This window comes from Rugamonas sp. DEMB1 (assembly GCF_029834475.1).
Classification (GTDB): Bacteria; Pseudomonadota; Gammaproteobacteria; order Burkholderiales; family Burkholderiaceae_D; genus Rugamonas; species Rugamonas rubra.
The window spans coordinates 4,902,793-4,922,478 of sequence record NZ_CP122407.1 but is presented as its reverse complement, the minus strand read 5'-3'; the positions used below and the strand labels follow the sequence as shown (position 1 = coordinate 4,922,478).

Below are 19,686 nucleotides of genomic sequence, written 5' to 3'. Positions count from 1 at the left end.
CCCGGGGGCGCTCGCCCCTGCGGGAGTTCAGTGTGGGAAGGCAGCGTGGACGCTTAGTCGGGCGGGCGGCGGGGCGCCGCCTGGCGCCTTGCTTGGGGCGGGCTTGCCGGGCGCCGGCGCCGGCGTGGCGGGGTGTCGCCGGGCGGCGGCCGGCGCAGGGTGGCGAAGACGTATTTGACCAGCAGGCTGAGGACCACGCCCGCGATTCCCAGCAATATGAGGAAGGTTTGCATCATCCTTGATTCGGCGCCGCAACCGGGCCGCGTTCGATGTTCGAGCGGGCATGGTAGTGCGGCGGGAAGGGAAAAGATAATGATTAGTTGTGAACCAGTCGTTCACATTTGCAGATGCCGGCCGGCATCGGGGGCGGGTGCCGTCGCGCCCGCCCGGACACTCAGGCGCCGTGGCGCGGCGCGGCGCCGGTCGCCGCGTGCAGCTGCTGGTGCAGCCGGCGCAGGCAGTACCAGACGCCGGCGGTGACCAGCGGCACCATCAGCCCCGTCAGCAGGTCGGGATTGACCGGCAGGTTGCTCGCCTTCATCGCCTTGCCGGCGTAGCCGACCAGCCCCAGCAGATAGTAGGAGATGGCCACCACCGACAGGCCCTCGACCGCCTGTTGCAGCCGCAGCTGCTGGGCGGCGCGGGCGTCGAGCGACTGCAGGATCTTGCGGTTCTGCCGCTCCTGCTCGATGCCGACGCGGGTGCGCAGCAGGTCGTTGCTGCGGGCGATACGCGTCGCCAGCGCCTCCTGCCGCTGCGCCACCGAGGTGCAGGTGTGCATGGCCGGGGCCAGCCGCCGGCCCATGAACTCGGCCAGGGTCGGCATGCCCTCGATGCGCAGTTCGCGCAGCTCCTGGATGCGCGCCTGCACCAGGCTGAAGTAGGCCTGCGAGGCGGCGAAGCGGTAGCTGTTGTTGACCGACAGCTTCTCCAGCCGCGCCGCCAGGCCGGAGATGCGGTGCAGCAGGTTCTGGTCCTCGTTGGAGCCGGCCGCCGGGACCGAACCCTGCTCGCTCTGCACCAGCGTGGCGGTGAGCGCCGCCAGTTCGCTCTCGATGGTGTTGAGGGCCGGCTGGCTGGCCTCGGCCTGCGGCAGGCCGAGCAGCGCCATGGTGCGGTAGGTTTCGATCTCCAGCAGGCGGCCGACCAGGCGGCCGGCCTGGAACTCGCGCAGGTTCAGGTCGCGCACGACGAAGCGGCTGAAGCCGTCGGGCTGGATCTTGAAGTCGGTCCAGATCTCGCCGCCGCCGCCGCCGACGCTGCCGCCGACCAGCACGTTGCCCTGGAACAGTTCGCGCAGGGCCTGGTGGAAGTCCTCGCGCGCCGCCTCTATCCCGGCGGCGGCCGGCGCGTCCTTGCTCAGCACGACGTGGGCGGCGACGATGATCTTGCCGTGCAGCCCGGCCAGCCATTCCTGCGGCACGTGTTGCAGCGGCGCCCGCTCGAAGGCCTGGCGCCAGCCGGCCGCCTCGGCGCCGCGCTCGACGAAGGTGTAGGTGGCGAACTCGGTGTGGCATTCCCACTTCAGGCGGAAGCGGTCGAAGTCGTGGTAGAAGTAGCGCGCCTGCGGGTGCGGCACGGCCACGCCGTAGTGGATGCACAGCTCCTGCAGGATGCGGTGCTGGACGGCGCGGTGGTTGTGCTGGGCGCCCGGTTCGACCGGCGCGTACAGCGCGAAGTGGGTCAGCGTCTCCGGTGCCTGCAGCGCCAGGAAGGGGCGCGAATGGATCTCGGCGGCCAGCGGCACCCGCAGCGGGTGGTTCAGTTTGGCGAAATCGGCGTTGGCACGGTAAGCGACGGGCATAGCCCTCCCAAGGTGGGTAAAGGATGAGTGGGTGTTGTCAACGAGTATATCGCCGCACAAGATTCGTCACAACTTTCGTTTTTCAATAGATGCTATGGTCGGCGGTGATGGCTCAGGCCGCCGCCTCGTTCGGAATCAGCGCCAGCAGGTCGGTCACGCCGATGTCCTGGCCGGCCTGGAACAACAGCGTGCTGGCCTGGCCGCGGTGGTGGGCCTGGTGGTTGAACAGGTGGGCCAGCAGGCTGGACAGGCGCTTGTCGAAGGGCTGGCCCTTTGTGTTGCTGTAGTGCAGGGGCCGGGCCAGCTCGTCCTCGCCGAGTTCGCCGACGAAGGCGTGGATGACGGAGTCGAGCGCGCGCCGGCGCGCCAGCAGCGGCGCCAGCTCCGTCTCCAGCAGCTGGCCCAGTCCGCTGGGCGCCGGCAGCGCCCGCACCGGGTCCAGCGCCGGGTGGGGGGCGGGCAGGGCGGCCATGCGTTGCAGCCAGATGGTGTCGGCCACCACCAGGTGGTTCAAGGTGCCGATGATGGAGCCGAAGAAGGCGCCGCGCTCGGCCGTCAGCTCGGCCGGCGCCAGCCGCGCGGCGGCGGCGTAGACCTGCCGGTTCATGGTCTCGTTGTAGCTCGCCATCAAGGCGAAGTGTTCGCGTGTGCTCATCGTGCTTCCTCGGTGGGGTGCGCGCCCGGGGTGGCGGCGGCGCCGGGGAGTTGGCGCAGCGCCTGCTCGAACGCCGTGGCGAATTTTGCCACAATCGGCGCCGTGTCGCGCCGGCGGATCAGGCCGACCACGGTGCCGGCCTGCTGCGGCGGCAGGTCGAGGAAGCGGACGCCGGCCGGCGCCACCTCGCGCATGCTGTCGGGCACGATGGCGATGCCGAAGCCGGCCTCGATCAGGTTCAGCAGCGAGGTCTTGCGCGAGGTGGCGCGCGCCGCCGTGGGAAAGAAGCCCTGCGCCTGGCACAGGCCGGCGACCAGGTAGCTCAGGCCGCCGCGCTCGGGGTGGGGCAGCGAGACGAAGCGCTCGCCGCGCAGCGCGGCGATGTCGCCGGCGGCCTGTTCGGCCAGGCGGTGGCGGCGCGGCACGGCCACCACCAGGCGCTCGCTGAACACCTCGCGCAGCTCGATGTTGGCGTGGCGGCGCAGCACCGGCAGGCGCACCAGGCCGAGGTCGGCGCGGCCCTCCTCGATGTCGGTGACCTGGTGGTCGGAGGCGGCCTTGGCCACCTCCAGGGTGACGCCGGGGAAGTCGTCGAGCAGGCGGTGCAGGGCGGCGCCGATGGCCGCCGTCAAGGTCACCGAGCTCGAGTGCAGCAGGCGGATGGTGCCCTGCTCGCCCTTGCTCACGTGCTGGGTCTGCTGCACCGTCTCGGCCAGCTCCTGCAGCAGGCGCTTGCTGCGCTGGTGGAACAGGCGGCCCGCCTCGGTCAGCTCGAAGTGGCGGGCGTCGCGTTCGAGCAGCACGGCCTGCAGCTCGTTCTCCAGCTCCTTGATGTGGCGGCTCAGCGCCGACTGCGCCACGTGCAGGCGCTCGGCGGCGCGCGAATAGCTGCCGGCGTCGACGATTTCCACGAAATACCTCATCTGTTTGAGCGAGATCATGCCTATGCCTTTTCGAGATAGCTGGGGCGTACATTTGATATTGGCGCCGGTGCCGCGCGCGGCGTTACAGTCTGGCCTGGTCCAAGCAAAGGGAGAAACAACATGAGCGATTTGCTGGTGATCGTCGGCTGCGTCGGAATGGGCCTGAGTATTGCCGTTAAACTGATTGTCGTCCAGTGCCTGCGGGCGCGCGGCGGGGCGGCGCCGGGCGCCGCGCCGGCGCCGGCTGGAAAAAACGGCAACAAGGAATAATCGTAAATATTTATTTCCATGTGGAAATAGCGTAAGATGATGGCCTAGGCGCCGGGCTTGCCGCCGCGCCGCCACCGCCTGCCACGCCACATGACCAACTCCGTCGACACCGCGAACTACCTGAGCCAACGCCTGAAAACCAGCGGCTGGCATATCCTCAGCACCACCGGCCTGGGCCTGGCGGCCGTCGTGCTGGCCTTCTTCGGCCAGCAGTTCCTGGCCGACGCCCGTCCGCTGTTTCCCGTCATCGAGCAGAACTACGCGATCTGGCAGACCGGCTACGCCGCCGTGCTGCTGTTGATGGGCGTGCTGTGGGTGGTCGCCATGTCGCAGCGGGTCAAGCTGTTCCGCGACTGCCAGCAGCGCATCGCCAAGCAACGCCTACTCGACGACGAGCGCGAGGAGCGCGCCCAGCACGCGCTGATGGTCAAGATGGAGCGCGAGCGGCTGCGCGCCGAGGCCGAACCGGTGCCCTTCTTCAAGCGCAACCCGCGCAGCTCGAAGTTCGACTACTAGACCGACCCGGCCCCGGCGCGCGCTCAGTGCAGCTTGACCGGCGGCACCAGCTTGCCGCGCAGCCAGTCGACCAGGCTGTGCGCCGCCGTCCTGGCCATGCCGTGCAGGGCCAGCAGGTGCTTCTGGTACATCAGGCGGTACAGCAGGCGCGCCGCCGCGCCGCCCACATGCACGCTCTTGCCGCTCAGCGCGCCGGTCAACACGCCGACCGCCGCCAGCGGCCCCAATGACACCAGGGAACCATAGTCGCGGTAGCGGAAGTCCGGCTTGCGCGGCGTGTCGCGGCGCGCCAGCAGGTCGGCCAGGAACATCGCCTGCTGGTGCGCCACCTGGGCGCGCGGCGGCGCCGCCGTGCCCTTCTGTGGACAGGTGAAGCTGGCGCAGTCGCCGAAGGCGTAGACGTTGGCGTCGCCGCCGGCCTGCAGCGTGGCGTCGACGACGATCTGGCGCAGCCGGTTGACCGCCAGGCCGAGGCTGGCGCACAGCGCCGGCGCCTCGACCCCGGCGGCCCACAGCATCAGGTCGGCCGGGTGGGCCTGGCCGGCGGCGTCGAGCACGGCGCCCGGCGCCACGCTGGCCACGGCGGTGCCGGTCAGCACTTCGATGCCCAGCGAGCGCAGGTGGCGCGCGGCGCGCTCCGACAACTGCGGGTGCAGGTGCGGCAGCAGGTACTGGCCGCGTTCGATGACGCTGATCCGCACGTCGCGCAGCGGATCGAGGGCGTGCACCTTGTACTCGGCCAGCGAGCGGGCGGCGTGGCTCAGCTCGGCCGCCAGCTCGACGCCGGTGGCGCCGCCGCCGACGATCACCACGCTGACCCGGCCCAGCGCCAGGTTGCCGGCGGCCTTGTGCTCGCCGGCGCGGATGCAGGCGGCGACGAAGCGCTTGCGGAAGGCCTCGGCCTCGCCGACGTTGTCGAGCGTCAGCGCGTGCTCGGCCGCGCCGGGCACGTTGAAGAAGTTGGTCACCGAGCCCAGCGCCAGCACCAGCTTGTCGTAGGGCAGGCGGCGGCGCGGCTGCAGCTCGAGGCCGTCGACGCAGCGCGGTGCCAGCTCGACGCTGCGGCGGGCGCGGTCGATCGACATCACCTCGCCCTGGACGAACTCGAAGGCGTGCTCGGCCGCCTGGGCGGAGAACTCGATCTGCGTCACCTGCGGGTCGCACTTGCCGGAGGCCACGGTGTGCAGCAGCGGCTTCCAGAAGTGCCCCGGCGAGCGGTCGATCAGCAGCACGCGGGCGCGCTTGCTCCTGCCCAGGGTGTCGCCCAGGCGGGTGGCCAGTTCGAGTCCGCCGGCGCCGCCTCCTACGATAACGATGGTGTCCATGGTTCGCCTCCAGAGTGTGGTGATGGTGTGCGACAGGATGGTCCTCAGGCTTCCGGCTATGCCGGGCCGGCCGCGCGGCCGCCCCGTTCGTCTCGCTTAGGCGGCCAGTTCCTGCTCTTCCTGCGGATTGGCCGTGAACGGGCTGGTGCGCAGTTCGCGCAGCGCGTCGAAGGTGATGAACTGCTGCGGCCGCAGCACGTCGGCGCCGTAGGGCGCCACCGAAACGGTCCACAGGCCGGCCGCCTCGGCCGCGCGCAGGCTGGGCGCGGCGGCGTCGATGGCGATGCTGGCGGCCGGCTCCAGGCCCATGGCGTTGAGGGCGCGGGCGTGCGGGCCGGTGCCGGCCGGGCCGTCGAAGTTGGCGCCGCCGGCGACCACGGCGAACAGGCTGTTGACGTCGGCGCCGAAGCATTGCTCGAGCAGTTGGGCGGTGACCGGCGCCGGCAGGTCCGACAGCACGGCCAGCTTGCAGCCGGCGGCGCGGGCGTCCTCGATCAGCGCCAGCGCGGCCGGCGAGGGTTGCAGCGCCTGCCGCGCCACGGCCTGCTGGAAATGGGCGTGCTTGGCGGCGAACAGCTCGGCGACGCGGGCCTTGTCGCGCGCCAGCGGCTCGCCGCCGAGCGCGGCGCCGACGGCGCGGGCGTAGCCGTGGGTGGCGGCGGCGCCGCGCAGCGCCGGCAGGGTCCAGCGCAGCGACAGGCCGGCCTGGGCGAAGGCGGCGTTGCAGGCCGCCAGGTGCAGCGCTTCGGTGTCGAACAGTACGCCGTCGAGGCCCAGGAAGATTACGTCGATGCTCATGTCGTGCTCCGCTAAAAGGTGGGTGGTCGCAAAACTGCGGTGGATGAGCCTAATATAGTTGTAGAATAACCAAAAGAAAAATTAAAGTTATTCGATAATTGATAAGGATAGGCTTATGCATCACGCCAGTTTCCGCCAGCTCCAGTCGCTGGTGCTGATCGCCCGGCATGAAAGCGTGTCGCGCGCGGCCGACGCGATGCACGTCACGCAGCCGGCGGTTTCGTTGCAATTGCGCACACTCGAGGAAATCGCCGGCATCGCGCTGACGCGCAAGCTGGGCCGCAACATCCAGCTGACCGCCGCCGGCGAGGTGATGGTCGACTTCGCCGAGCGCATCCTGCGCCTGTGGGACCAGGCCGGCGACGAGCTGGCCGCGCTGCAGGGCGTGACCAGCGGCACGCTGCGCATCGGCGCGGTCACCACCGCCGAGCACTTGCTGCCGCCGCTGCTGGTGCCGTTCACCCTGGAGCGGCCCGACGTGCGCCTCAAGCTGCAGGTGGGCAACCGCGCCGAGGTCGTCAACATGCTGGCGCGCCACGAGATCGACCTGGCCATCATGGGCACGCCGCCGCGCGAGCTGCGCACCAACGCGGCCCGCTTCGCGCGCCACCCGATGGCCTTCGTCGCCAGCCCGACGCACGCGCTGATGAAAAAGCGCAAGGTGAGCCTGAACGACGTGATGGGCTACAACCTGCTGGTGCGCGAGCGCGGCTCGGGCACCCGCTCGGCGATCGAGCGGCTGTTCCGCGACAGCGGCCACCCGCTCAACTTCGGTTCCGAGGTGTCGAGCAACGAGGCGATCAAGCGCATGGTGTCGGCCGGCCTGGGCCTGGGCTTCCTGTCGGTGCACGCCTGCGCGCTGGAGTTCGAGACCGGCCTGCTGGCGATCCTGCCGATGCAGGAGAACCCGGTCGAGGCCGACTGGCACGTGATGCACTTGACCGACCAGCCCATCCCGAAGGTGGCGGCGGCCTTCCAGGACTATGTGATCGAGAACGGCCAGGGACCTGGTGCGGCGCGAGCTGGAGGGCTTCTACAAGAAGATCGGCCGCAAGGCGCGCGCGCCGGCGGCGTAGGGCCGCCGTGGTGCCGGGCGGACCACCCGGCTCAGCCGGCCGGGCGCGGCGGCGGCAGCGTTTTGAAGGCGCGCCAGGCCTTGAGCACGGCGCCGGTCTCCTGGCCCTGCTGGGCCAGCAGGTAGCCGCGCGCGAAGGCGATCGATTCGGCGCTGCCGCTGTGTTCCTGTTGCAACTGCGCCAGCAGGCGGCCGGCCACGCTGAGGTCGTTGTGGCGGCCCAGCTCGTCCTGGATCGCCGTCAGCGCGCCGATCTGCCGGCGCACCCCGCCGGCGCGGTACAGCGGCTGGAAGAACTCCAGCGCGTAGCGCGCCTTCTTGCCGGCGATGCGCAGGCGGTGCAGGCTGGCGGCGTCGCCGTCGGCGATGGCCTTGCCGCGCTCGAGCAGGCGCTGCTGGTTGCGCTTGATGGTGTCGCGGGCGAATTTTTGCAGCGGCCGGGCCAGCGTCGCGCCGTCCAGTTCGGCCTGCGCCGGCAGCTCCAGCAGCCAGCTGCAAAAGCGCAGCAGCAGGCGGGTGTAGCGTGGCGACAGCAGCGCCTGGGCGGCATCGTGGCGCGCCTGCTTGGCCTGCAGCAGCACCGGCTGCTGGATCGCCAGCAGGTGGCGCAGCGCGGCCGGCGAGTCGGCCAGCCTTTGCAGCGTGCCGCCCGACAACACCTCCCAGTCGCGCGCGCCGCCCAGCACGCCGCCCAGCCAGTCGATCTCCTCGAGCAGCTCGGGCGGGCAGGGCGCGGCGCCGTCGAACAGCTTCAGCGCCGAGCGCAGGCGGCGCACGCCGACGCGCATCTGGTGCACGCTCTCCGGGTTGTCCGTGTGGATGACGCCGTCCTCGTTGGCCTGGATCTGTTGCAGGCAGCTGTCGACGATCGCCTGCATGCCCTGCAGCACGCTGGCGCCGGCCGGCAGCGCCGGCGCGCGCGCCTTGCTCACGGTGGTGCCGGACTGGCTGCACAGGGCATAGCCGCGCTCGGCCTTGCTGGTGTTGCTCAGGCGCAGGGGGATGTCGTCCAGCAGGGCCAGCGCGAAGGCGTACAGGCCCTGCGGGCTGCCCGACTTCAACTCCAGTTCGATCTCGTTGACGGGGCTGCTGTGCTCCTGGTGTTCGACGCTGCCGTGGTCGAGCACCAGTTCGATGTCGTCGTCGCCCACCCGCACATCCCATTTGTCGCGCTCGACGCGGACGGTGAACTGGGTCTCGAGCCGCTTGGCCAGGTCGCCGTCGAGCAGGGCGCGCCAGTCGGCGTCGGCGGCCATCATTTTTTTCAGCTTGCCCAGCTCGGGCCAGGCGCGCTTGACCGGGCCCTTCCATTCGTTGCGCTGGTGCAGGCCGCCGCGCACGCTGCCGCCCGCCTTCATCGTCTGGATCCACATGCCGTCGATCTGGCGCACGCGCAGGCCGGCCTGCTGGCGGCGCAGGGCGAAGTCGGCGGTGTCGAAGTAGCGCGCCAACAGGTTCTGGTGGCTGCTCTGGCCGTCGCTGTGGGCGGCGACCAGGGGGTGTTGGCGCAGGCGCTCGTTGTCGTTGGCGTCGAGCAGGAGTTTGAGTTCGATTTCCATTGTGGTGCTCACTGTGGTGCTCATTGCGCTACCTTCTGCGATGGGCGTGGCGCCACCCGGCCCCAGGCCGGCACGGCGACGCGCCAGAACTGTTCGACGCTGTTGGCGGCCAGCTCCATGCCGAGCAAGCGCGCGGCCGGCAGTAGCGCGCTGTTCAGTAGTTGCTCCACCGGGGCGCCGTTGTCGAAGGCCTGCGCGCCCGTTTGTTTGGACAGCTTCTCGCCCGCTTCGTTGCTGACCACCGGCACGTGCAGATAGCTCGGCTGCGGTAGATCAAGCAGATGTTGCAGGTAGAGCTGGCGCGGCGTCGAGTCGATCAGGTCGGCGCCACGGACGATGTCGGTGATGCCCTGGGCGCCGTCGTCGACCACCACGGCCAGCTGGTAGGCCCAGAACCCGTCGGCGCGCTTGACCACGAAGTCGCCGACCTCGTCGCACAAATCCTGGCTGAGCCAACCCTGCCAGCGGTCGGTGAAGCCTAGCACACGCAAGGGCTCGGCGCCGCACGGCACGCGCAGGCGCAGCGCGCGCGCGACGCGGCCGGGCGCCAGGCCGTGGCGGCAGGTGCCGGGGTAGATTTGCGACTGGGCCTGCTTGCCGGTCAGGCCCAGCTGCGAGTCGGCGATCTCCTTGCGCGAGCAGGCGCAGGGGTAGACCAGGGCGCCGAGTCGTTCCAGCGCGGCCTGGTACAGGGCTGTGCGCCGGCTCTGCCAAGTGACCTCGCCGTCCCAGCGCATGCCGCAGCGTTGCAGCGAGGCCAGGATGTGCTGGTCGGCGCCGGCCACGTTGCGGTCGCCGTCGACGTCCTCGATGCGCACCAGCCAGCGGCCGCCCTGCAACCGCGCATCCAGATAGCTGGCCATGGCCGCCACCAGCGAGCCCAGGTGCAGCGGGCCGGTGGGCGAGGGGGCGAAGCGCCCGATGTATTGTGCTTGTTCACTCATGGCGCAATTCTAGTGCAGCGTTGCGTTCTTGGGGGCGCATATAAGAATGATGCATTTGGCCGCCAGGCGAGGCGCAATCGTCCGGCCGGCGCGTCGCCGGCGTGTGGCGCCAGGCGGCGCTGGGCGCCTGCGTCGGCATCGCGCTGCGCAACGTGGCCCACCTGCTGCCGGCCTGGGGCCGCGCCGGCCGATTGCTGCACTGCGCAAGAGGTCGCGCTTCGGCGCCGCGCGCCGCTGACATACAATGTGCGGCGCGGCAAACCCAGAGACCGCAGCCCAACCCCATTCGCGATTAGGATCCCATGCAAAAAATGTCCCCATCCTTCGTAGCCTCCGCCCTGGCCATCAGCCTGGCGCTGGCTTTCCCCGCCCATGCCCAGCAAGGTAAAACCGCGCCGGTGGTGCAGGAGGCGCCGTTGCGCGCCCATCTGGCCTTCCTGTCGAACGACGTGTTGGAAGGTCGCGGCACCGGCCAGCGCGGCGGCGACCTGACCGTCGCCTATTTGGAATCGCAGGCGGCGGCGCTGGGCTTGAAGCCGGCCAACGGCGCCAGTTTCCGCCAGTCGGTGAAGATCGCCGGCGTCAAGTCGACCCCGGCCGAGAGCACGCTGCACATCGAGGTTGGCGGCCAGACCTTGCCGCTGAGTTTCGGCCAGGACTGGGTATGGGCGCCGGGCGACGCCAAGCCGGTGCATAGTTTCGACAACGGCCTGGTCTTCGTCGGCTACGGCATCAGCGCGCCGGAAGAGGACTGGGACGACTTCAAGGGTGTCGACGTGACGGGCAAGGTGGTGGTGATGATGGTCAACGACCCGCAGCCCACCGCCGAGCAGCCGAACCGCTTCAACGGCAAGCGGCCTGACCTACTACGGCCGCTGGACCTACAAGTTCGAGGAAGCCAAGCGGCGCGGCGCCGCCGGCGTGCTGCTGATCCACACCGACGCCACCGCCTCCTACGGCTGGAGCGTGGTGCAGAACAGCTGGGCCGGCCCGGAACGCTTCCAACTGGCCGAAGGCGCGCTTGGCAGCGGCCTGCACGGCTGGATGACCGACGCCACCGCGCGCAGCCTGTTCAAGGCCGCCGGCCAGGGCCTGGACGCGCTGCGCGCCGGCGCCGAGCGCAAGGACTTCAAGCCGGTCGTGCTGGGCGCCAAGGTCGGCGGCGAGATGAAGGCCGCCGTGCGCCTGCTGGAGCAGTTCAACGTGGCCGGCATCGTACCGGGCACCGATCCGAAATTGAAGGACGAGGTGGTGATCTACAGCGCGCACTGGGACCACCTGGGCAAGCAAGGCACGGGCGCCGACACCATCTTCAACGGCGCCGTCGACAACGCCTCGGGCACGGCCGCGCTGCTGGCCATGGCCAAGGAGGCGGTGCATTCGCCGGCCCGCCGCAGCCAGATGTTCCTGTGGGTCGCCGCCGAGGAGCAGGGCCTGCTGGGCAGCGCCGCCTACGCCACCGCGCCGCTGTGGCCGCTGGCCAAGACGGCCGCCAACCTGAACCTGGACAGCCTGAACTTCGTCGGCCTGACGCGCGACATCGGCACCCAGGGCAGCGAGCGCACCGAGCTGGGCAAGATGGCCGAGGCCACCGCCAAGCAGATGGGCATGCGCATCTCCGCCGCCGAGCCGGACCTGGCCGGCGGCTACTTCCGCAGCGACCACTTCAACTTCGCCAAGGGCGGCGTGCCGGCCTTCTCGATCGAGGCGGGCCACGACTATGTGAAGAACCCGGCCGCCGCCAAGAAGGCGGTGGACGCCTACGCGGCGCGCTACCACCAGGTCGGCGACGAGTACGACGCCGGCTGGGATCTGTCGGGCATGACGCAACAGGCGCAGTTCACGCTGAACCTGGGCCGCCGCGTCGCCGACGCGCCGGCCATGCCGGCCTGGAAGGCCGGCGACGCCTTCGGCAAGGTGCGCGCGGCCAAGTAAGGTGAGGTGAACACGGCCGCCTCGCGGCGGCCGTGCGGGCGCCAAGTTCGCATTAATTGAGTATCAATATGCGCTTTTCCGTCGAAATGAGCGCCTTGCTACTCTTTCAAATTGACTTCGCCACGTCAATACTGCTACTCTTTATACTCAATTTACGAGAAATGAGTATTATCGTGAGCAATATCGTGGATGAGCTTCAACATGCACGCAAGGCCGCCGGCCTGACCCACGACATGCTGGCGTTGCGCGCCGGCGTGAGCCGGATGACGGTTCAGCGTACCGAGGCCGGGAAGATCGATCCGCGCCTGTCGACACTTCTGGTGCTTGCGCGCGCGCTCGGCATGGACTTGATGCTGGTGCCGAAGGCGTTGCGACCGGACCTGGAGGATTTTGTTCGCTCGGGCGGGCGCTTCCTTGGCCAGCCTTCGGGCATCGGCGCGCCGCCGTCGCTGGTCGACGAGCTGCTGCAGCCTGATGAACCGGCCCAAAGACATAAGCCGGCCCAGGGGAGGCGATGAGCACATCCATTCGCTACCTGCGGATGTTTCTGCACTCGCCGGCGGGCGCCAAAAATCTCATCGGCTACCTGTCACAGTACGGTGACATCCTGCGGGTGTCGTTCAACGACGATTACGTCAACGATGCCGAGCGCCCGACATTGTCCTTGGCTTACCTTGGCGCCAACGAGGCCGCCACGAAGGCGATTTTGACCGCCCGCCGAGACATTCGCCTGTCGCGCAGCGACGGCAAGTGGCCGTCCTACTTCCAGAATTTGCTGCCGGAGGGGCATAATCGCGACCGGCTGGCGGCGCAGCGCGGATGTGGCACGGACGATGAATTCGAGCTGTTGGCCGCAGCCGGCCATGACTTGATGGGGGCGATTGAAGTCGAACCGGTTCCCGCCGACGAGGGCATCCCGGACGCGGTGCGCCACTGGCACACGGCCCTGGGCCTGGACGTGCTCGAACCTGGTTTCGTTGAGTTTCCGGTGGAGGATGCGGCGGCGCTGCCAGGGGTCATCACCAAATTCTCGGCGGTGCTCGAGGGGCGCCGCTATGTCGTCAAACGTCACGGCGCGGCCGGTTCAACCATCCTCAAGCTGCCAAGCACTCGGCATCCCGACCTGGTGGTCAACGAATTCAAGGGCTACCAACTCTGCAAAGCGCTGGGCTTGGACTGCGCCAACGCTTCGGTGATTTCGAGCGATGATGCGGAGTTGCCGGAAAACGTCCCGTTCGAGGATATTCTGGCGGTGCAGCGGTTTGACCGGGGCCCGGCCGGCCAACGCATTCACATGGAAGAGTTCGCCCAGGTGCTGCGTTACGACCCCAAACATAAATACGGCAAAGGGCTTCGGAAGGACTATTCGGACATGCTGCGCGTCATCGACCAGCTATCCGCGCGGCCCGCCCAGGACGTGCAGGAGTTCGTCAACCGCTTCGTGACGTTCATCCTGATGGGCAATACCGATGCGCACTTGAAGAACTGGGCGTTTCGCTACCCGGATGGAGTCCACCCGGAGTTGGCGCCGCTGTACGACCCGGTGTGCGTCACGGCATTCTTCGACGGTGCATCCGAACAAGACTATGCGCTCAATCGGGCGATCGACAAGACGGTGCGGGCATTCACGTGGGCCGACCTCGACACCTTGCTCGAAAAAGCCAGGGTGATGCGGCGCGGCCGCGTCCTGCAGGTCGCAAAAGGCGTGGCCGCCAAGGCCAAGGCGGACTGGCCGGAACTCCTCGGCGACGCGCCCGACAGTATGCGACGTGCGATCAGCGAGCGTTTGGCCGGCGGGGTCGCATTGGCCAAGATTCCGTTCGCCCCCGCGCCGGCCCGGCGCGCGCCGCCCTCGACAGCGGTGTAGAGCGCCGTCCACCTCGCGGCCGCCGCCTACAGCTTCTTCGCCTGCCCGCGCAGCGCCTCGAGGGTGCGCGGCAGGCTCTTCTTGCTCATGATGTCGACGATCCAGCCGAGGCCGTAGGGCACCGGGCCCGGGTCGGCGTAGACCACGTATTCGACCACCGACTTGGCCGGGTTGGCCGGCAGCGGGCTGAACATCCAGTAGCCGGTGGTGTCGGCGATGGTGTCCTCGATCTTCAGCTCGGCCGGCACCAGCTTCCAGTTCAGCTGGCAGGTGGCGCCGCGCTGCCTGGCGTCGAGCTGCAGGCGGTAGCGTTTGATTTTTCCCAGCGGCAGTTCCAGCGTCATGTCGACCAGCACGTTCTGCTCGTTGGCGGCGACCACCTGCGCGCTTTTGGTGTTGGGCATGTAGGCGGCGTAGGCCGGGTAGTCCTGCACGATGGCGCACAGTTTCTGCGCCGGCGCGTCGATGATGGTGGCGGCGGCGAAGGACTTGCCGGGCAGGGCGGGCCGGTGCAGCTCGACCACGTCGACCTGCTCCTCCGACAGGCGCTCGTGGGCGATGTGGACGGGCGGCGCGGACGGGCCGGCGCCGGCCGCCGGCGCGGCGCTCTGCGCGCCGGCCTGGCCGCCGAACAGGGCGGTGGCCAGCAGCAGCGTGCCCAGCGAGGGCGCGCGCGGCGTTCCCGGCGCCGCAGTCCAGGGGCGGCGTGGCAGGGGGCGGCTCATGGCGTCAGTGGTGGAAGGCCACGGTGATGACGGTGCCGCTCAGGTCTATCCCCTTGATGGCGATGCTGCCGAAGCTGGGGCCGTCGGTGCCCTTGATGCGGATGTTCTGGAAGTTCAGCTCGCCGATCGAGGTGGGCAGGCGCAGGGTCAGCGAGCCGTCCTTGTTGATGGTGGCGGCCGCCTTGCTCGGGTCGTAGACGACGTTTTTCATGCTCATGTCCGATTCGAGGAAACCCAGCACCGGGTTGACGATCTTGGCGATGTCGCCGACCGCCTCGACGCCGTTGTGCTTGATCTGCTCCTTGACGTGGGCCACCAGGTCCTCGCTCATGCCCTGGGCGGCGGTGTCGCTCATCTCGTCCTCGGTCAGCAGCTGCATGCCGGACTGCTGCTTGGTCAGCAGCACCGGCGTGGTGATGGTCAGCGCCGGCAGCGCCTCGACGGCGTAGGCCTCCAGCGGCGCCAGCAGCGAGGTGGCGATGGCCGCCGCCAGGCGCAGGTTGCGCTGGGTGTGTAGGATGTCGTTGACGTGCTCGTGGGTGATGATGTCCCACTCGGCGAAAATGTCGCCCAGCCGTTGGCCGGTCTTGCGCTGGTGTTCGATGGCGGCGTCGAGCTGCTCCTGCGAAATCAGCTTCTTCCTGACCAGCAGCTGGCCGAACATCGATTTGTGGTGGTTTTGTGACAGCCATCCCATGGCGGACTCCGTTTGTGGTGGTGGAACTACAAAGAGTGTTCAGGCGATCAGCTTGCGCAGCATGCCCGCCGCGGCAGCGGCGGCCGCCGCCGCCGGCTGCTGCTGCTGCTGCTGCTGCGCCGGCTTGGCCAGCAGCAGCGGCGGCGGCCCCGGCTGGTGCGCCATCTGCACGATGTCCGACGGCGCCATGCCGAACCAGCGCTTGCAGGCGCGGTAGAAGGCGCTCGGCTCGGAGAAGCCGAGCTGGAAGCTGAGCATCTTCAGCGACAGCTCGCCGCTGCGCAGCGACTGGCGCGCCAGCTCGCGGCGGGTGTCGTCGACCAGGCTGGTGAAGCTGGTGCCCTCCTCGGCCAGGCGGCGCTGCAGGGTGCGTTCGCTCATCATCAGATGGGCCGCCACCTCGTCGCGGTGCGGCGGCCCCTTCGGCAGCAGGCTGGCCAGCATGGCCTGCACCTTGGCGGCGAAGCAGGGCGGCTCGGCGCGCGCCAGGCTGGCCAGGGCGTGCCGGCCGTTGCCGTTCTCCAGCGGCTGGTTCCGCGGCAGCGCCATGACCAGCTCGGTGTCGGAGAACTCCATCACGTTGTGCGGCATGTTGAACTTGACCGGGCAGCCGAAGGTGTCGCTGTAGACCTGGGCGTTGGCCGGCTGCGGAAAGGCGTACTCGACCACCACCGGGGTGGCGTCGTCGCGCCCGGCGGCGCAGCGCAGGGTGCGCAGCAGCACGCACCAGACGAAGTCGTAGCGTTGTTGCGGCACCACACGCTGGCGTCCCGGCAACAGCATGCCGACCCGGGTGTGGCCGTGGCAGCGCTCGATGGTGCTCTGCACGGTGGGCGAGTCGAGCATGATCTGGCCCATCACGCCGAGCCAGCCGAGCCGGTGCGGCGTGGAGATCTTCAGGCCGAGCAGGGGGTCGCCGGACTTTTCCACCAGCAGCTCCCACAAATGGCTGAGCTTGTCGGACAGGGTCAGCGCGTCGCAGGCCAGGCCGTCGCCCTCGTCGAGGCCGGCCTCGGCGAACAGCGCCTCGGCCTCGACGCCGGAATGGGCCAGCCGCGACTTGACGCCGCGCACCAGGTGCAATGCCGATGAATAGCTCATGCCGCCTCCTGCGCAGTGGGGCGGAACGGGCGCGCCGAAGATGCTTCAGTGAAGTGCGTAGACAAGGTGGACCTCCTGTATGTCACCACTGCGGTTGGACGAAACCTGGGCCGCGCATCCGGCGCGGCCGTGCTGCCGGGCTGCTTGCATCAGGGCGTGACGGCGGCGCGCAGGCGCAGGCCGATGCGCTCCTTCAAACCCTGCAGCTTGGGGTCGATCACGCCGCGGGTGTCGCCGGCGACGCCCTCGCCGAGCAGCTTTTGCATCTCCGGCACCATCGCCTCGAACTTCTTCTTCACCGGCGACTCGAGGATGACGATCAACTGGCGCAGCTCGTCCTCGGAGAAGCGCTCGGCCAGCAGCGGCGCCACCGTCGAGGGGATCAGCTTGTCGGCGCTGCCGACGGTGATCGGGCTGGCCTCCTCCATGAACTTCTTCGCCTCGGCGACGATGTCGCCCATGGCGGCGTCGCGCTTGTCGGCGGCGGCGCGGCCCTGCAGCATGGCGCGCGCCTGTTGCACGGCGTCGGCCACCGGCGCCTGCAGCATGCTCTGGCCGATGGCGTCGATGCGCCACAGTTGCAGGATCTTGTTGACCAGCTCCTGCTTGGCCGGCGGCACCGGCGCGGCGGCGCCGGCCAGGCCGGCGGCGCAGAGGGCGAGGACGAGGACGGCGGTCTTGGCTTGCTGTATTGTGGACATTGTTGCGGACATTGCTTGCACTCCTATAAAAATCCGGCCGGGCGGCGTGCCCGGCCGTGCGGCCGGGATCAAAAACGGTGGCTGAAGTTGACGCCCATATAGCGCACGCGGATGTCGCCGGAGACATCCAGTCCGGCGTACGGGTTGTAGATCACGTTCAAAAAGGTGTTGCAGTTGAGGTTGCAGTCGCTGTTGGCCGGCACCTTGAACTTGCCGACCATGTAGGCGCCGCTGACGCTGATGTCGCTGTTCTTGCCCAGCTTGTAGTTCAGGCCCAGGCCGTAGAGCTTGGTGTCGGGCAGCGGCGCGATCAGGTCGATCTTGTCCGACGGAATCGAGCTCTTGCGCGGCTCGTAGCCCATGCGCAGGGTCAGCTTCTCGGTCGGGAACAGCTGCAGGCCGAAGCCGAAGTTGACCACGCTCTTGTAGCCGCGCGGAATGGTCAGCTTGCTCGAGTTGGGGATGCCGTACAGCCGCGCCACCTCGAGCAGCTTGATGCTCTGGTCGAACTGGAAGGTCAGCTCCTTCCACTCGCCCCATTTGGCGTAGCTGGCGTCGACGTTGAGCTGGACGTACTTGACCGGCTTCAGCTTGACGCCCACCTGCAGGTGCATGGGGAAGGGGATGGTGGCGCTCAGGTTGCCCTTCTGCTGCGCCGGGATCGACGAGGGGAAGCCGAGCACGGCGCCGGCGATCGGGCCGAGCAGGCTGGCGTTCAGGCCGTGGACGAAGTTGCGCAGCATCGGCTCGGTGTTGAACACGTAGGTGCCGCTGTAGCTGGTCTTCGAGCCGCCCTGGTAGACCGCGCCCAGCGCGAACCAGGGCCTGGGTTCCCACAGCACGCCCAGGTTGATGGTCGGGTCGAACGGCGCCGTCATCTCCAGGCGCATGTGGGCGGCCTTCTTGAACGGGTTGACCATGCCCTCCTTGCCGCCGCCGCAGACGCCGAAGCCGAAGGTGTCGATGATGTTGCCGCCGTCCTCGGGGCACCAGCCCTGCTGCAGCTTGCCGAACACGCCCAGCAGCTCGTTGGGGAAGCGCATGTTGGTGTCGACCACGAAGGCCGAGTGGGCGATCGGCACCGAGACGCCGAAGCGCAGCGTGTCGGAGAACTTGTAGCCGAGCGAGGGCGCCAGGTAGACCAGGCGCTGCAGCTGCACCTGGCGGCCGCCGAACTGGGCCGGATCGTCGACGTCCTTGGTGCGGTCCAGGCTCATCGCCTGCGACATATAGCTCTGCGTGGCGAAGGTGAACGGCGAGCCGGCCTTGTTCCAGGCCATGCCGACGCCGGGGATGATGACGCCGGGCAGGCGCCAGCCGGGCTTGCCGTAGGCCGGCACGTACATGCCCTGGCGCACCGGGCCGCCGCTCCTGCCGCTGACCGGGTCGTTGGTCCAGCCGCCGACCTCGAAGCCGGGCGGCGCCTGGAAGCCCGAGGCCGAGCGGATCGAGGCGCCGAAGGCGTGGAAGCTCTCGCTGTCGCCGCTCAGGCGGGCCAGGCCGGCCGGGTTGAAGTGGATCGAGTCGATGCCGGGCGGGTCGGCGGTGACGGCGTTGCCCAGCGCCATGGCGGCGACGCTGGTGGTCAGGTTCTCGGTCAGCGCGGCGCGGGCCGGCGCCGCGCACACGGCGGCGGCGGCCGCCACGGCGAGCAGGCGCAGCGGCGCCGCGCCGGCGGCCGCGCCGAGGCGGGCGCCGAGGCCGGCGCGGGCGCCGGCGCGGCCGGCGGCGGTGGCGGTGGCGCGCATTTAGAAGGCCAGCGGCAGATTCAAGCCCACCGTCAGATTGGGCGAATCGGCGGTCAGGCCGATGCCGACCGACAGGTTGACGGTGGTCTTGGGCGAGACGCGGTAGCCCAGGCCCAGGTTGAGGATGCCCGAGGTCTGCATCGCCGTCTTGACCTTCAGGCCGTCGGCGAAGGTCAGCTTGGAGCCGGCCGCGATCGCCTGCTGGAAGGAGATCGTCGTCGAGATGCCGTACGACAGGGCGTAGGCGAAGCCCAGGCCGAAGCCGACCGAGGCGCCGGGCTGGACGCGGGTCAGCACGCGCGTGCCGTTGACCTGCCACAGGTTCTTGGCCGGCAGGCTGGCGGTCAGGTTGATCGAGCCGAACAGGGCGACCGGATCGACGATGCGGTTGACGTTGAGCCCGCCGGTGAAGGAGGTCACGCCTGCGCCGGTGGCCTGGCCGCTGCCGGCGACGATCTTGAACGGGCTGCGCCCGCTGGGCAGGCGCATGCTGCCGGTGACGGTCATGTTGGGCCTGTCGCGGCGCGCCTCGAGCGGCTGCCAGCGCGCGCCCAGGCCGATGTCGCCGAGCGAGTTGGACAGGCCGCTGTTGCCGCGCGACTCGGAGTATTTCGAGATCAGGGGCAGGGTGACGTTGCCGGTCAGGTTGTCGAGCAGGCCGTAGTCGGCCGACAGGGTGTTGGTGATGGTGTGGGCGCTGGTGTTCTCGATGTCGAACAGGGTGATGCCGCCGCCGGCCAGGTCGGTGACGATCTTCTCCTGGCCGATGTAGCTGTAGCTCAGGTCGTAGCTGACCTGCAACTGGCGGCGGCGGATCAGCGAGTATTGCTTGTCGACGGCGGTCAGGGTTTGCTTGAGCAGGGCGCTCTGGTCGCCCTCGCCCTCCTTCTTGGCCAGGGCGTCGCGGGCGGCGGCGGCGTCGGCCGGCTTGGCGCCGGCGTCCTGCGCCAGCGCCGGCGCCGACATGGCCAGCAGGGTGGTGGCGACGGTGGCCGTCAATGCGAATGCAGCTTTCACAGCGGCGGGCAGAGTGCGAAGAGTCA

General features: G+C 69.1%; 18 protein-coding genes and 1 pseudogene. 6 read left to right on the top strand and 13 right to left on the bottom strand.

Annotation, left to right across the window (positions count from 1 at the left end):
* Positions 1 to 394: 394 nt before the first annotated feature.
* From QC826_RS22730 to QC826_RS22720, 3 genes are all read right to left on the bottom strand, one after another.
* Positions 395 to 1,804 (bottom strand): DUF3422 family protein, encoded by a 1,410-nt coding sequence (locus QC826_RS22730; protein ID WP_279762579.1) that lies wholly within the window; start codon positions 1,802 to 1,804, stop codon positions 395 to 397.
* 112 nt (positions 1,805 to 1,916) lie between these two features.
* Complete coding sequence (locus QC826_RS22725; protein ID WP_279762578.1) at positions 1,917 to 2,459, bottom strand: DinB family protein; 543 nt, start codon at positions 2,457 to 2,459, stop codon at positions 1,917 to 1,919.
* Positions 2,456 to 3,400, bottom strand: a complete 945-nt coding sequence (locus tag QC826_RS22720) for a LysR family transcriptional regulator (protein WP_279762577.1) — start codon at positions 3,398 to 3,400, stop codon at positions 2,456 to 2,458. Before QC826_RS22720 ends, QC826_RS22725 begins: the two co-directional genes overlap by 4 nt.
* A 102-nt stretch (positions 3,401 to 3,502) precedes the next feature.
* On the opposite strand from QC826_RS22720, the gene QC826_RS22715 reads away from it, so the two are divergent.
* The gene (locus QC826_RS22715) at positions 3,503 to 3,652 is read left to right on the top strand and encodes a hypothetical protein (protein ID WP_279762576.1); all 150 of its coding nucleotides are present in this window, start codon (positions 3,503 to 3,505) and stop codon (positions 3,650 to 3,652) included.
* A gap of 90 nt (positions 3,653 to 3,742) precedes the next feature.
* Positions 3,743 to 4,168, top strand: a complete 426-nt coding sequence (locus QC826_RS22710) for a hypothetical protein (protein WP_279762575.1) — start codon at positions 3,743 to 3,745, stop codon at positions 4,166 to 4,168.
* A 23-nt stretch (positions 4,169 to 4,191) separates the two neighbouring features.
* Here the strand turns inward: QC826_RS22710 and QC826_RS22705 are convergent, their stop codons facing one another.
* Both QC826_RS22705 and QC826_RS22700 read right to left on the bottom strand, forming a co-directional pair.
* Positions 4,192 to 5,493, bottom strand: coding sequence for an NAD(P)/FAD-dependent oxidoreductase (locus QC826_RS22705; RefSeq protein WP_279762574.1), 1,302 nt, complete (start codon positions 5,491 to 5,493; stop codon positions 4,192 to 4,194).
* 96 nt (positions 5,494 to 5,589) lie between these two features.
* On the bottom strand, positions 5,590 to 6,291 hold the full coding sequence (locus tag QC826_RS22700) for an HAD family hydrolase (RefSeq protein WP_279762573.1): 702 nt from the start codon (positions 6,289 to 6,291) through the stop codon (positions 5,590 to 5,592).
* A 115-nt stretch (positions 6,292 to 6,406) separates the two neighbouring features.
* On the opposite strand from QC826_RS22700, the gene QC826_RS22695 reads away from it, so the two are divergent.
* Positions 6,407 to 7,492 carry a LysR family transcriptional regulator gene (locus tag QC826_RS22695; protein WP_279762571.1) on the top strand — a complete coding sequence of 362 codons (1,086 nt, stop codon included), beginning with the start codon at positions 6,407 to 6,409 and terminating at the stop codon, positions 7,490 to 7,492.
* On the opposite strand, the gene QC826_RS22690 is transcribed toward QC826_RS22695, so the two are convergent.
* A complete protein-coding gene (locus QC826_RS22690) occupies positions 7,399 to 8,949 on the bottom strand; it encodes a CYTH and CHAD domain-containing protein (protein WP_279762570.1) in 1,551 nt (516 codons plus the stop codon). The two genes, QC826_RS22695 and QC826_RS22690, sit on opposite strands and share 94 nt — an antisense overlap.
* Positions 8,946 to 9,869 (bottom strand): tRNA glutamyl-Q(34) synthetase GluQRS, encoded by a 924-nt coding sequence (gluQRS, locus tag QC826_RS22685; protein ID WP_279762569.1) that lies wholly within the window; start codon positions 9,867 to 9,869, stop codon positions 8,946 to 8,948. Before gluQRS ends, QC826_RS22690 begins: the two co-directional genes overlap by 4 nt.
* A gap of 302 nt (positions 9,870 to 10,171) precedes the next feature.
* Here gluQRS and QC826_RS22680 point away from each other — a divergent pair.
* The 3 genes and pseudogenes from QC826_RS22680 to QC826_RS22670 all read left to right on the top strand — a co-directional run bounded on the left by QC826_RS22680 (position 10,172) and on the right by QC826_RS22670 (position 13,671).
* Positions 10,172 to 11,804, top strand: a pseudogene (locus tag QC826_RS22680) (M28 family peptidase).
* A 68-nt stretch (positions 11,805 to 11,872) separates the two neighbouring features.
* On the top strand, positions 11,873 to 12,322 hold the full coding sequence (locus tag QC826_RS22675; protein WP_313872795.1) for a helix-turn-helix transcriptional regulator: 450 nt from the start codon (positions 11,873 to 11,875) through the stop codon (positions 12,320 to 12,322).
* Positions 12,319 to 13,671: a type II toxin-antitoxin system HipA family toxin gene (locus QC826_RS22670; protein WP_279762568.1), complete on the top strand. Its 1,353-nt coding sequence runs from the start codon at positions 12,319 to 12,321 to the stop codon at positions 13,669 to 13,671. Before QC826_RS22675 ends, QC826_RS22670 begins: the two co-directional genes overlap by 4 nt.
* A gap of 26 nt (positions 13,672 to 13,697) precedes the next feature.
* Here QC826_RS22670 and QC826_RS22665 read toward each other — a convergent pair whose 3' ends face one another.
* The 6 genes from QC826_RS22665 to QC826_RS22640 form a co-directional block, all read right to left on the bottom strand.
* Positions 13,698 to 14,396 (bottom strand): SRPBCC family protein, encoded by a 699-nt coding sequence (locus tag QC826_RS22665; RefSeq protein WP_279762567.1) that lies wholly within the window; start codon positions 14,394 to 14,396, stop codon positions 13,698 to 13,700.
* A gap of 4 nt (positions 14,397 to 14,400) precedes the next feature.
* A complete protein-coding gene (locus QC826_RS22660; protein WP_279762565.1) occupies positions 14,401 to 15,093 on the bottom strand; it encodes a hypothetical protein in 693 nt (230 codons plus the stop codon).
* 39 nt (positions 15,094 to 15,132) lie between these two features.
* Positions 15,133 to 16,194, bottom strand: coding sequence for an AraC family transcriptional regulator (locus QC826_RS22655; protein ID WP_279762564.1), 1,062 nt, complete (start codon positions 16,192 to 16,194; stop codon positions 15,133 to 15,135).
* A gap of 149 nt (positions 16,195 to 16,343) precedes the next feature.
* Entirely contained in the window at positions 16,344 to 16,907 is a 564-nt protein-coding gene (locus QC826_RS22650; RefSeq protein ID WP_279762563.1) for a DUF2059 domain-containing protein, read from the bottom strand.
* Positions 16,908 to 16,963: 56 nt separating this feature from the next.
* Entirely contained in the window at positions 16,964 to 18,643 is a 1,680-nt protein-coding gene (locus QC826_RS22645; RefSeq protein ID WP_279762562.1) for an OmpP1/FadL family transporter, read from the bottom strand.
* Positions 18,644 to 19,642 (bottom strand): transporter, encoded by a 999-nt coding sequence (locus tag QC826_RS22640; RefSeq protein ID WP_279762561.1) that lies wholly within the window; start codon positions 19,640 to 19,642, stop codon positions 18,644 to 18,646. It lies immediately after the preceding gene.
* Positions 19,643 to 19,686 lie beyond the last annotated feature (44 nt).